This is a genomic window from Rhizobium sp. BK529, from assembly GCF_014194105.1.
Taxonomy (GTDB): Bacteria; Pseudomonadota; Alphaproteobacteria; order Rhizobiales; family Rhizobiaceae; genus Rhizobium.
Map to the genome: position 1 here is coordinate 449,939 of NZ_JACIAU010000003.1, position 12,682 is coordinate 462,620.

Consider the following 12,682-nt stretch of genomic DNA (forward strand, 5'->3'; position numbering starts at 1 on the left):
TTTCTCCGGGTTTGTCCGGCAGGATTACGGCTCTGCCGGCGAGACAGGCGGTACGATTACTTTGCGATGGCGTCTGCAGCGTCCATGACGCGGGCTGAATAAACAAGGGCCGCACCAGCATTCACAGAGATCGCGACGCCAAGGGCCTCCGCAATTTCCTCCTTGGTGGCGCCCGCCTTCTGAGCCTCGGTCGTATGCACCACGATACAACCGTCGCAACGGACGGTAACGGCTACGGCAAGGGCGATCAGCTCGCGCTGCTTGGCGTCCAGATGATTGGTCTTCTGGCCAGCCGTTGAAAGGGTCTGGTAGCCCTTAATCGTCTCGGGCACGACCTTGGCGAGTTCGCCGATCCGGCCAAAGAGCTCGTCCCGATATTCTTTCCAGTCCAACATGGAAGTCACTCCATCTGTAATCAGCGACGGCATCATTGCCTCAGCTGTTGGAAGCGACTATGACCTTGAGCAGCGATACTTTGAATGCTTAGAAAGCTCATGTTCTAGCGCGATCGTCTCATGGATGTCTTAAGCCGCCTTATCGAACTTGCCCGCCTGCGGCCGACGCTCGATATCCGCTGCCGCTTGCAGGGCGCATTTCAAATCGACCACGAGCCCGTTCCAGCGGGCACATTGCCGTTTCATCTGATCCTCGGCGGCGACTGCCTCATTCGCCTCGGTTCCGGTCGTGAGGTCACCTTGCGGTCCGGCGATTTCCTGTTGTTGCCGCGGGGGGATGCGCATGTGATCGTCGGCTTACGACCACGGGGCGAGGCGCAGCCTCTGCGTATTACCGTGAGCGGTATGTTACTCTTGCGTGAAAACGGCGAAGGCGAGCCTGATGTCGACCTCCTTTGCGGCCATTTCGATTGCGCCCCGGGGGCGGCCGCCCTGTTACTCGACAGCCTTCCCGACGTCTTTCACGTATCGCTCGTCGCGGAATCGGAGGAACTGCTGAAGACCATGGTCGCCATGGTTTATAGGGAAACGGCTGAGGAGAAGCCAGGAGCATTGGCGATCATCGCTGCAACCTGCCTCTCGCTCTTCATCATGGCAGTGAGGGCCGGCAAGACTTCGCCTGTCGCATCCTCGGGTCTGCTGCAGTTGCTTGCTGATGCGAGGCTCGGCAAATCCGCGGCGGCAATGATGTCCACGCCGGCTTTTGCCTGGACGATCGATAAGCTTGCCCGCCATTCGGCCATGTCGCGGGCCACCTACGCCCGCCAATTCCGAGAGCGGTCGGGAATGACAGTCGGCGCATTCCTGACCGATATAAGGATGATGCTGGCGAGCGACTTGCTCGTTCGGACGCGGCGAACGGTTGCAGATATTGCTGCAGAGGTCGGTTATGAATCCGAAGCAGCCTTTGGCAAGGCTTTCAAGGCACGACGGGGCATAACACCGGCCCGTTACCGCGCTGCGGAACAGGCAAGGCAGGCAGGGCAGCAATGATGGCCAGAGAAGCGTCCGCTAGCCGCCGTGCCGTTCCACTTCCGTCAGGATGGAGATAAACGCGCGCAGACTTTGTGGCACGTGCCTGTGACCGGAATAGTAGAGGCAGAGGCCAGGAATCGGCGGACACCAGTCGTCAAGAATGGAGACCAGTTCGCCGCTGGCAAGATAGGGCCGGGCAACCCTTTCCGCCACATAGGCAATGCCAAGACCCTTTGCAGCCGCTTCCGCCATCAGTCCCACATGATCGAGCGTCAGTGCGCCGGACACTTCCATGGTCACTTCCTGCCCGTGTTTTTCAAACTCCCAGCGATAGAGCTTGCCGCTCGGCATGCGCAGGCGAATGCAGCGGTGATGCCTCAGATCCTCCGGTGTTATCGGTAATTTGTGATTTCTCAGATAGGTGGGCGCGGCAACCGCGAGGAAGCGTGCCTCCCCTCCGAATTCTACCGCGACCATGTCAAGCGGAACGGATTCTCGCAGGCGAATGCCAGCATCGAAGCCTTCGTTGACAATATCAACCAGCCGGTTTTCGGTCACCACGTCGAGCGCTATCGCGGGATAACGTTCGAGAAAAAGAGGGATGGCTGTATTCATCAGCACGCGGGCGGCAATCTCGCTGGCATTGATACGCAGAGTACCGCTCGGCTGGCCGCTGAATTCGCCGACCGCGTCGAGCGCCAGATCAAGATCCCGCAACACGGGCTTCAGCCTGTCGAGAAGCATTTCGCCGGCTTCGGTGGCTGCGACGCTGCGTGTCGTGCGGTGCAGCAGGCGCACGCCCATGCGCGCCTCCATGTTGCGCATCATGTGGCTCAGCGTCGAAGGCGATAAGCCAAGTTCGCCGGCCGCCCTGCGGAAGTTGCGGTATGTGACGATTGCCGCAAAGGCGTTGAGATCATCAAGTGTGGGCCGGTAACTCATGGGTATTTTTCAACAACTCATGCAGGTTTGAGCGGATTATCACATTAATAATCACCTCTATCTTTGCTGTCATCAAGCCGGGATTCAGCGGCATCAGAAAGGTAGAGACGATGACGAAGACATGGTTCATCACAGGCACATCCTCGGGTTTCGGCCGGATCATGACCGAGAAGCTGCTGGCGCGCGGCGATCGCGTGGCCGCCACGCTGCGCAAGCGGGAGGCGCTGGCTGACCTTGAGACGCAGTATGGCGGACGGCTCTGGGTCGCGAGCCTGGACGTCACCGACGACCGAGCCGTTCGTGCAGTCGTCGACGCCGCCTTTCAACAGATGGGGCGCATCGATGTCGTCGTCAGCAATGCCGGCTACGGCCTGTTTGGCGCTGCAGAAGAGGTGAGCGATGCGCAGATCCGTCATCAGATCGATACCAACCTGATTGGCTCCATCCAGGTGATCCGTGCAGCCTTGCCGCATCTGCGTCAGCAGGGCGGCGGTCGCATCCTTCAGGTCGCTTCAGAAGGCGGACAGATCGCTTATCCGAATTTCAGCCTCTATCACGCCACCAAATGGGGGATCGAAGGTTTCATCGAGGCCGTGGCGCAGGAAGTCGCTTCCTTTGGCATCGACATCACCATTGCCGAACCAGGACCGGCGGGAACGGATTTTGGCGCCGGTCTCGTCAGGCCGCCGCAGATGGATGTTTACGAGGACACGCCGGCCGGCCAAGTGCGCAGAGCAATTGCCGACGGCTCGTTCAAGATCCTGGGCGACCCGATGAAGATGGCCGACGCGATGGTCGCGGCGGCCGAAAAACAACCGGCACTCAAAAGGCTTGCGCTCGGCAGCACGACCTATCAGTCGATCCGCAAGGCTCTGGCCGAGCGGCTCGCCGAGCTGGAAGCACAGAAGGAGATCACGCTGTCGACCGATATCGACGCCTGACTGCGCTCAGCGGTCTATCGTCGTCATGATCGTGTCGTTGTAGCGCTTGCCCGAAACCTTTCCGGGAGCAAGCGCTTCATCGAGCGCCTTCATATGTTCGGCGCTGAGCGCGATGGAGGCGGCGGCGACATTGTCTTCCAGATAGGTGCGACGCTTGGTGCCGGGGATCGGGACAAAATCGCTGCCCTTGTGCAGGATCCAGGCGAGCGCCACCTGACCAGGCTTGACGCCGAGCGAGGATGCAGCCAAACGGACGGCTTCGGCAGCGCGGACATTCGCATCGAAGTTCTCGCCCTGGTAGCGCGGATCACCGCGGCGGAAATCGCCTTCTGGATAATCCTCGGCGCGCTTGACCTCGCCGGTCAGGAAGCCGCGGCCGAGCGGGCTGAAAGGCACGAGGCCGATGCGGAGCTCTTTCAGGGCCGGGATCACGTCGGCTTCAAGATTGCGTTCCCACAGGGAATATTCGCTCTGCACAGCCGAAACCGGGAAGACAGCGTGGGCACGACGGATGTTGGCAACACCGGCTTCTGAAAGACCGAAGTAGCGAACCTTGCCCTCCTTGGCAAGCTCGGCCACGGTGCCGGCAACGTCTTCCATCGGGACGGCCGGATCGATGCGGTGCTGGTAAATGAGGTCGATATGGTCGGTGGCAAGACGTTTGAGCGAGCCCTCGACGGCGTTGCGAATGGTTTCCGGCCGGCTGTCGCGCTCGGTGCCCACCTGTTTACCGTCCTTCAGGCGGAAGCCGAACTTGGTGGCGAGCGTCACGTCACTACGGCGGCCCTTCAGCGCACGGCCGAGCAGTTCCTCGTTCTTATAGGGTCCATAAACCTCGGCTGTATCGAGGAAAGTGCAGCCGAGCTCGATGGCGCGGTGAAGGGTAGCGATGGATTCTGTCTCATCGGCCGGACCATAGGACTGGCTCATGCCCATGCATCCGAGACCGATGGCCGATACTTCAAGTCCCTGACTGCCGAGTTTACGCTTCTGCATCACCGTACTCCTGCTTCTCAAGTAAGGAGAGATCTATATAGACCCAGGTGCAGGATTATGAATGCGCGAAAATCCCGATAAGCTGCGTGAGCGTTCAATAGCGTCGGCGGCGGTTATCTTTGTCGTCCGATGTGAAGGTGATACGGCGAAGGGCGTCCATCATGATGGAGATGAGGGCATTGCGCTTCTGGACGAGGTGTTTGCCGAAGAGGAAATTCGTGGCGGCTGGCTGCGTCAGTTGTTGGACCTCACAGTTCCCAACGGCGCCTACTGGCTGGTCACCGTAATTTTGATCGCTTGTCGACTGCCGCGGCGGATTCTACCAAATGGATGATCGATAGTTTACGCAAGCATTGATACCTGTGCGGCCGGCGGACATGGATCCTCCGAGCGCCACCGGAAGCGGACGTCGGACAGAGAAATGGCTTCCTCGGATTTTTAATCGGGTACCGTCCACTTTCGAGCTGCTTCGCGCACTAACCGCCATCGGGCAAGCTCAAGTGTAGCGTCGGCCAATGCGCGATGCACGGGGACCGCCGCCTTGCTTTCCTCGATGATCTTGTCAACCAGCTTCGATGTCTCCGTTTCGGAAGCTGCTGCTCCAATGATTTCCCGCGCCGTCGCCAGAAATACGTCGCGCGACTTGCCGAGTCTCAAGGCATGCCGTGGAAAGCCGCTGGCGCGCAGGAGAATGCTCAGCCATTTTCCATCCCACGACGGCGCGCTGGCATAAAGATCATGCCCCGTCAGAACCTCGATCATCTCCGTGGCCACCTGATTTACTGGCAGGCCCTGGGATGCCAGCAACTCCCTCGAGATTCCGTGGATCGCTTCCGCGTCTTCTGCCCAATCACTCCAGTCGGCCGCGGGCCGGATCAGGATAGAACGCGAGCGGCCGTCTTCGAATGCCCAGGCAACCTCGATCGGCACACTTTTCTTGCTAAGGGACGAGGCCTCAAAATCCAGAAATACGATCAATGCAGCGCGACAGGTAGATGCTGTCCTCCAGCGAAAGCCTTTGTCCCGATCTGCCGGAGCCTTGGCGACGATCATGTGGACGAAAACCGAGCCTACAGCCGGCCGCAGTTACTTGTCGAGCCGCATGCCTTCGGTATTGAAGACGTGCAGATGAACGGGATCGCAGGTGAAGGCAAGCTCGCTGCCGGTGGCGATGTTAGAGGAGCCTCTATATTCGACGGTCAGCGGCTGACCGTCGCCAAGCTGGCAGTAGAGGAATTGAGTACCACCGAGATATTCGTCAAAATCGACCGTAGCTTGAAGGGCTTCGTCTTGCGGTCCTACGGCAATCCTTAGATGTTCGGGGCGCGCGCCGAGAGTGATCTTTTGTCCCTGGCTCAGGCCGGCCCCGCCGATCGGCGAGCGAATCCGGTTGCCGGCCACCTTGATAGTGCCGTCGCCTTCCCAGCTTGCCTCCAAGAGATTCATACGGGGAGAGCCAATGAAGCCCGCGACGAAGACATTGTTCGGCCGCTCGTAGATTTCGCGCGGCGTTCCTGCCTGCTCGATGTAGCCATCGCGCAGCACAACGATCTTGTCGGCAAGCGTCATGGCTTCAGTCTGGTCATGCGTGACGTAGATCATCGTGTTGCCGAGCTCGCGGTGGAGCCTGGCAATCTCGATGCGCATCGAGACACGCAGCTCCGCATCGAGATTCGACAGCGGTTCGTCGAACAGGAAGACATCCGGCTTGCGCACGATCGCGCGGCCGATCGCCACGCGCTGCCGCTGGCCGCCGGAGAGCTGGCCGGGCCGGCGGTCCAGTAGGTGGTCAATCTTCAGGATCGCCGAGGCGGCCTTGACGCGGGCCTCGATTTCCGAGGTCTGCGTTCCGGCCATTTTCAGGCCAAAGGCAAGATTGTCGCGCACACTCATATGCGGATAGAGCGCGTAGGACTGGAAGACCATGGCGATGCCGCGATCGGAAGGATCGAGATCGGTGACATTGCGTCCCTTGATCTCGATCTCGCCGTCGGTGACATCCTCCAGCCCGGCGATCATGCGCAGCAGCGTCGATTTTCCGCATCCCGAGGGGCCGACGAAGACGACGAAGGATCCCTCTGATATGGTCAGGTCGATGCCATGGATGACTTCCAGATTGCCGAAACTCTTGCGAATTTCGGTCAGTACAACGCCCGTATCCGTCATTTTATGCACCACGCGCCTCGCCGGATCTGACCCAGACGAGCATCTCGCCCGGCTCGCGATTGTCCCAGAAGGGATAGGGCACGAAACGTGCGCTCGCCTGCTTTGCTGCCGGTGGAGAGGTGCGGTAGAGGGCAGAACCCCAATCGGCCGTATCACGGCTGACGGGAAGTTCGAGGGCGACCGCGCCGCGAAGGCCGGAGATTTCCGAGGTCTTTGCCTGCGAGACATCGGCGGAGAGCGTAATGCCGTTCAGTCCAGCACCATTGTCGGTCTCCTCGACGCAATAGACCATCGGACCACGCATCAGCGCGGTGCGGCCGGCATCCTGGCGGACCAGCGGGTTGGCGAAAAGTTTGCGCGCAACGAGCGGGATCGACAGATCGACCTTGTCGCCGCTTTTCCAGTCGCGTTCGATGCGTGCATAGCCGTCGGTCAGCACGCATGCCAGATCGAGCTTTTCGCCATTGATGGAAAGCGCCGCACCGTCAGCCCATTCCGGGATACGCAGCGACAGCGCGAAATGAGCCTGGCGGTCGAGCGTCAGGTCAAAATGGATCGCGCCATCCCAGGGGTAACGCGTCTGCTGCGAAAGCTCGACTTTGGCGCCCGCGAGATCGAAGCGCGCCTTGCTTTCCCCATAGAGGTGCACGGCGATTTCGTCTTCGGCAATCGCATACATGTAGGAGCCGACAGAGGCGAGCAGGCGGGCGATGTTCGGCGGGCAGCAGGGGCAATGGTGCCAGATCCAGCGATGGTGCTTGCCAGCGCTCTCCAGCGGGTTTTCGTAGAAGAAGCGCGTGCCGTCGAGCGAAAGGCCGGCCATGGCGCCATTATAGAGCGCCTGCTCCATGATATCGGCATAGCGCCGGTTCGGGCCGCGACCGAGCATGCGATTTGCCCAGAAGACGAGACCGACCGAGGCGCAGGTCTCGGCATAGGCGCTTTCGTTCGGCAGGTCGTAATAGTCGGTGAAACCTTCGTTTGCGGCTGCCGGGCCGATGCCGCCGGTGACGTACATCTGCTTGGTCGTCAGGTCCTCCCAGAGGGTTTCGAGGGCTGCGGTCAAGGTATCGTCATTATATTCGGTGGCGATGTCGGCCATGCCGGCGTAGAGGTACATGGCGCGCACCGCATGGCCGACGACTTTCTTCTGTTCGCGCACCGGCAGGTGCGCCTGACCATATTCATAGGTTTTCTGATGGAAGTCGGCAGCGCTGCGGCCGTCCCGGATGGCCTCTTCGGTGAAGAAATGCGGCTCGGTGCCGCGCTCGTCGATGAAGAACTTTGAGAGGTCGAGATACTTTTTCTCGCCGGTCACGCGCGCCAGCTTGACGAGCGCCAATTCAATTTCCTCGTGGCCGCAATAGCCGGGGATCTGGCCGGGGCCGTGGCCGAAGACGGTGATCAGGTAATCGGCATAGCGGCACATGATGTCGAGCAGTTTTTTCTTCCCGGTTGCCTGATAATAGGCGACGGCGCCTTCAATCAGGTGCCCGGCGCAATAGAGTTCGTGATGGTCGCGCAGGTTCGTCCAGCGCCGGCCGGGCTGAACACGCTGGAACCAGGCGTTCAGATAGCCGTCCTTGTCCTGCAGCTTTTCATACATGTCGATGATTTCGTCGACGCGGGCTTCGAGCTTTGGATTGGGCCGACGGTAGAGCGAATAGGCAACGGTCTCGATCGACTTGCCGAGATCGCTGTCCCAGAACATTTGCGTCGAGCCGCCCCAGGGGCCGATCGGAATGACAACGCCCGGGCTCGGCTGAGTCACGTCGATCGCCTGTAGCATGCCGGCCTCAACGCAGCGGTCGAGTAGCGTTTCGGCGGTGGAATCGCAGATCGCATCCTGACGATCGCCAAACAGGCCGTGCAGCTCGACGCTTGGCACGGGCAGGGGACGGAACTGGCGGTCTCTCTTCGGCTTGTTCATAATTTCATCCATCTCGTTGAAAAGTCATCATTTCACCGCGCCGGCCATGAGCCCGCGCATGTAGTAGCGTTGCAGAAGCAGGAAGACGATCAGGCAGGGGATCGTCATGACGATGACACCCGCCTGTACCGCGCCCCAGTTGATGGCGCCGAGGCGCCCGGCGCGCACCGCCGTCATCAGGACGGGAAGCGTGTATTTCTCATTGCTGGAAAGCAGGACGAGAGCGGCAAGGAACTCGTTCCAGGCATTGAGGAAGGCAAAGATAGCGACCGTCGCGATGCCTGGCAGCACCAGCGGCAGGAGCACGCGGATCAACAACCTCAGATCCCGCGCACCATCGATGCGCGCCGCCTCCTCGATTTCCTTCGGCACGGTGTCAAAGGCATTGCGCATCATGAAGACGGAGAAGGGTAACTGCAACGTGACGTAGACGAGGGTGAGCCCCAGCAGCGAATTGTTGAGACCGAGCCTCGCCAGGATGATGAAGAGCGGGGTCAAGATCGATTGGAACGGGATCATCAGTGTGGCGATGATCAGCACGAAGAGCGCGTTCTTCATGGGAAAGCGATAGCGCGAGAAGCCGTAGCCGGCGAGCAGGCTGACGGCTACCGTCAGCAGTACCGTTGCCAGTGAAACGAAGAGCGAGTTGATCATGTGCTGCCAGATGCCGGCGCCGAACGTATCGAGCAGTGCATAGGCGTCGAAGCTGACTCCGGTCGTCGGCCATGGTGGTAGCGGCGGCAGGCTTGCCTCGGTCCCGTGCCGGAACGAGGCGAGCAGCGTGATGATGAACGGGGCCAGGAAGAAGATCGAGATGGCGATACCGGCAATATGATAGGCCGATTGCGATCTGAAGCGCTTGCGGGCGCGGCGTTGCTTGGAGGAGATCATCAACGCTCCTCCCCAACACGCAGCAGCCAGAGCTGAACGATGGAGATCGCAACCAGAATCGCCAGAAGCACGATCGAAAGGGCGGATCCGTAACCGAGGTTGAAGGATACGAAGGACTGGTTGAAGATGTAGTAGACGACCGAGATCATCTTGTTCTGCGGTCCGCCCGACGTCATGATGTAGAATTGATCGAAAGCGAGGATCGAGCCGGTAACCGAGACGATCAGCGCCAGCGCAATCGTCTTGCGCATCAGCGGCAAGGTCAGATGCCGGAAGCGCTGCCAGCGGCCGGCGCCATCGATGCGGGCCGCCTCCGTCAGTTCGGATGGAATGGCCTGCAGCCCCGTCAACAGGATGATCATCGTAAAGCCGGCGATCTTCCAGACGACCATGACGATGATGGTTGCAAAAGCGGTATCAAAAGTGGCCATGATATTGGGGCTTCGCTCGACGAGGCCGAGGGCGCGAAGCGCCGGCCCAAAGAAGCCGCTATCGACATTGGCAAGCCAGACCCAGAGCAGTGACGCAGTCGCCAGCCCCACCACGACAGGCAGGAAGATGATCGTTCGGTAGGTACTGACGAAGCGGCGTTCCCTCTCGGCGAAGATCGCCAGCGGAAAGGCGACCGCGAAGATCGCGATGGTAACGATGACCGTGTAATAGGCGGTGAAGTTCAGCGCCGCCATAAAACGGCTGTCGTTCCACATGCGGGTATAATTGGCAAAGCCGATCCAGCGAGCAGCACCCATCAGCGGCCAATTGTGCAGGCTCATCCAGCCCGTGAAGAGGACGGGCATGACGAAGAAGACGATGACGAGCGCCATGGCTGGCGCGATGTAAAGAAAGCCGCGCCATTGCGACCTCCGCCGCTTTCGGACAGCGCGCGTACGCTGTGGACCGGAACCGGTCATCGAAACCTCCGCATCTTAGCTATTGTCAGTCTTGTATCGGCCGGGGAACTGCCACCGTCCCCCGGCCCACGGCCGGGAGAGTTATTGGCCGCTGTCGATGATGGACTGCATCTCGGACTGTGCGTTCGAGAAAGCGCCATCGATGTCATCGCCGAAGATCGCGGCGTTGGTGAAGGTTGCCCAGGGGCCGTTCGCGCTGTTTATCAGGTCGTTGAACTGCAGCGTGTAGGGTGTCTTGGCGACCGAGATCGCCTTGAGGCCCACCTGCATGCGCGGATCGAGGCCGGCAAGAACCTGGTCGGCAATGTCGCCACGGGTCGGCAGGCTGCCATATTTCGCCATGACCTTCTGGCCATCCATCGAATAGATATACTCGAGGAATTCCTTGACGGCATCGAGCTTCTTCGTGCCCTTGGTAATGACGAAATTGTCGCCGCCGGCAAACGACGACGCCTTGCCATCGACACTCGGGATCAGTGTCACGCCGAAATTGATGTCAGGATATTGCGTGACGAGCGTACCGATGGCGAAAGCGCCGAGGCTCTGCTGGCCGATCTTGCCATTGGTAAAGGTCAGGAAGTTGGTGCCGTTGTCACTGGCAGCACTGGCAGGAACGAGATCCTTCTTGACCATATCGCGATAGTAGCCGACGGCCTTGCGCATCTGTGGCGTATCGAGCGTCGCGGTCTTGCCGTCCTCCGAAAGGATATCGGCGCCTGCACCCCAGACGAGCGGCGTGAAGGTGAAGATCATGCAGCCGCCGCAGCCGCCACCCGAGAAGTAGAATCCGTAGGTGTCGTCACCGAGCTTGCGGATCTTCTCGGCATTCGCCTCGATTTCCTCCCAGGTCGTGGGTGCCTTTTCGGGGTCAAGGCCGGCCTTTTTATAGAGGTCCTTGTTCCAGGCAAAGACAGAGGTCTCAACCGACAGCGGCAGACCGTAGATCTTATCCTGATAGGTGCCCAGTTTGACATGCGACGGCGACAGCGAATTGAAATAGGGCAGGCTCTTTGCCCAGTCGGTCAGGTCTTCGAGCTGACCCGCCGCTGCGAAGGCCGGGGTGTAGATCAGGTCCATCGACAGGGCGTCGGGCGCCTGGCCGCCGGCGATTGCCGTTGCGTATTTCTGCACGAGCTCGCCAAAAGGTACTTCGGTTGCGACAACCTGATTTTCGTGGCTCGCATTGTAGGACTCGACGACCTTCTTGAAGGCATCGCCGATACCCGAACGGACCCACATTTCGATCTTTTCAGCGGCCGATGCCGTCGAGACCAGGCAGAGGGTGGCAAGGCTGGTTGCCACCAATAGACGCTTCATCATGGCTCTCCTCCCAATAAGGCGCGTCTCCTTCGCGCCGTTGCTATATTCTGGGGGTGTCTCCCCCGCATGATTGCCGCACGACGAGACGGCACGGCAGTTTCCTGATGCCAGGCTCCACCGGGCGGCCCTCAGCAAGCGCCAGAACGGTCAACCCCGCCTGCCGCCCAAGTTCCTTCAACTCCATATCCACCGTTGTCAGCGGCGGACGCGTCTGGGCGGCGACAATCTCCCAATTGTCGAAGCCGACCACCGAAACATCCTGCGGCACGCGGATGCCGCGCTCGCGCAGCGCATCGATGACACCGCGCGCAATCTGATCATTGCCGCAGAAGATGCCGTCGGGCTTTTCGCCGCTGCCGCTCCACAATTTCGCGACGGCTTCGTGGCCCCAGCTTTCCGACCAGACCCCGAACAGGACCGGCCGCTCTTCTCCTGCAACCCTGCAATAGGCATCGGCGCGCTCGCGCACCGAGAAGAAACTCTCTGGCCCGGTGACATGCACGATGCGCTTGCGCCCAAGCTTTGCCAGCCACTCGACGGCAAGTTGCGCGCCCTGTGCATCATCGGAGCGAAACGTCACGGTCCCGGGCGCTCCCTCTGTAAAGGCGTAGACGACAGGTACGTTCAAATTGGACAGATCGATCGGCAACCGTCTATCCAGACGCTTTCCTGTCGCAATGATGCCGTCGACCTGTTTGTCGAGCATCGCCTCCACATGAATCTGCCCGAGTGCAGGATCCTCCTCGATCGCGCATAGAAATACCGAAACACCATGATCGACGAGAGCATCCGATATGCCCGCCATGACCGGCAGCGTGAAACGGCCGTAGGTGTCGTTGGTCAGAAGCCCGATTGTGAAACTGCGCTTGCTGAGCAGCCCCCTTGCCAGGGCATTTGGCCTGTAACCGATCTCGGCTGCAATGCGTTTGACCCGCTCACGCGTTTCAAGTCCCATCCGCCCTGTATCGTTGAGGGCCTTCGATGCCGTGGAGATGCTGATACCGGCAGCCGCCGCGACGTCATGAATGGTGATTCTGCCTCTTTTTCCTTCCGCTGTGTCCAGTCGCTCCTCCATCGAACTTGCGATGAGAAAAGCTTTTCCCAAAACACTTGTCAAGTGGGAAAAGGTTTTCTCACTAATAGTTGCGCGACGCC

General features: G+C 60.0%; 13 protein-coding genes. 3 read left to right on the plus strand and 10 right to left on the minus strand.

Annotation, left to right across the window (positions count from 1 at the left end):
• Positions 1-56: 56 nt before the first annotated feature.
• On the minus strand, positions 57-395 hold the full coding sequence (locus FHX08_RS22100; protein ID WP_132656715.1) for a carboxymuconolactone decarboxylase family protein: 339 nt from the start codon (positions 393-395) through the stop codon (positions 57-59).
• Between the two features lie 120 nt (positions 396-515).
• Between FHX08_RS22100 and FHX08_RS22105 the strand changes: the two genes are divergently transcribed.
• Positions 516-1,448: an AraC family transcriptional regulator gene (locus FHX08_RS22105; protein WP_132656716.1), complete on the plus strand. Its 933-nt coding sequence runs from the start codon at positions 516-518 to the stop codon at positions 1,446-1,448.
• A gap of 18 nt (positions 1,449-1,466) precedes the next feature.
• On the opposite strand, the gene FHX08_RS22110 is transcribed toward FHX08_RS22105, so the two are convergent.
• On the minus strand, positions 1,467-2,372 hold the full coding sequence (locus FHX08_RS22110) for a LysR family transcriptional regulator (protein WP_184327642.1): 906 nt from the start codon (positions 2,370-2,372) through the stop codon (positions 1,467-1,469).
• A 110-nt stretch (positions 2,373-2,482) separates the two neighbouring features.
• On the opposite strand from FHX08_RS22110, the gene FHX08_RS22115 reads away from it, so the two are divergent.
• Positions 2,483-3,313, plus strand: a complete 831-nt coding sequence (locus FHX08_RS22115; protein ID WP_132656718.1) for an SDR family oxidoreductase — start codon at positions 2,483-2,485, stop codon at positions 3,311-3,313.
• Between the two features lie 6 nt (positions 3,314-3,319).
• Here the strand turns inward: FHX08_RS22115 and FHX08_RS22120 are convergent, their stop codons facing one another.
• Positions 3,320-4,309: an aldo/keto reductase gene (locus tag FHX08_RS22120; protein WP_132656719.1), complete on the minus strand. Its 990-nt coding sequence runs from the start codon at positions 4,307-4,309 to the stop codon at positions 3,320-3,322.
• A 61-nt stretch (positions 4,310-4,370) separates the two neighbouring features.
• Here FHX08_RS22120 and FHX08_RS22125 point away from each other — a divergent pair, with 61 nt between their 5' ends.
• Positions 4,371-4,643 (plus strand): hypothetical protein, encoded by a 273-nt coding sequence (locus tag FHX08_RS22125; protein WP_184327643.1) that lies wholly within the window; start codon positions 4,371-4,373, stop codon positions 4,641-4,643.
• Positions 4,644-4,747: 104 nt separating this feature from the next.
• On the opposite strand, the gene FHX08_RS22130 is transcribed toward FHX08_RS22125, so the two are convergent.
• From FHX08_RS22130 to FHX08_RS22160, 7 genes are all read right to left on the minus strand, one after another.
• Positions 4,748-5,287, minus strand: a complete 540-nt coding sequence (locus FHX08_RS22130; RefSeq protein ID WP_132656852.1) for a transcriptional regulator — start codon at positions 5,285-5,287, stop codon at positions 4,748-4,750.
• A gap of 108 nt (positions 5,288-5,395) precedes the next feature.
• Complete coding sequence (locus tag FHX08_RS22135) at positions 5,396-6,475, minus strand: ABC transporter ATP-binding protein (protein WP_132656720.1); 1,080 nt, start codon at positions 6,473-6,475, stop codon at positions 5,396-5,398.
• Between the two features lies 1 nt (position 6,476).
• Positions 6,477-8,405, minus strand: coding sequence for a glycoside hydrolase family 127 protein (locus FHX08_RS22140; RefSeq protein ID WP_132656721.1), 1,929 nt, complete (start codon positions 8,403-8,405; stop codon positions 6,477-6,479).
• Positions 8,406-8,432: 27 nt separating this feature from the next.
• Positions 8,433-9,296 carry a carbohydrate ABC transporter permease gene (locus tag FHX08_RS22145; RefSeq protein WP_132656722.1) on the minus strand — a complete coding sequence of 288 codons (864 nt, stop codon included), beginning with the start codon at positions 9,294-9,296 and terminating at the stop codon, positions 8,433-8,435.
• A complete protein-coding gene (locus tag FHX08_RS22150; protein ID WP_132656723.1) occupies positions 9,296-10,207 on the minus strand; it encodes a carbohydrate ABC transporter permease in 912 nt (303 codons plus the stop codon). The genes FHX08_RS22145 and FHX08_RS22150 overlap by 1 nt, the downstream gene beginning before the upstream one ends.
• Positions 10,208-10,288: 81 nt before the next feature.
• Positions 10,289-11,527, minus strand: a complete 1,239-nt coding sequence (locus FHX08_RS22155) for a sugar ABC transporter substrate-binding protein (protein WP_132656724.1) — start codon at positions 11,525-11,527, stop codon at positions 10,289-10,291.
• Between the two features lie 40 nt (positions 11,528-11,567).
• Positions 11,568-12,602, minus strand: a complete 1,035-nt coding sequence (locus tag FHX08_RS22160; protein ID WP_132656725.1) for a LacI family DNA-binding transcriptional regulator — start codon at positions 12,600-12,602, stop codon at positions 11,568-11,570.
• Between the last annotated feature and the right edge of the window lie 80 nt (positions 12,603-12,682).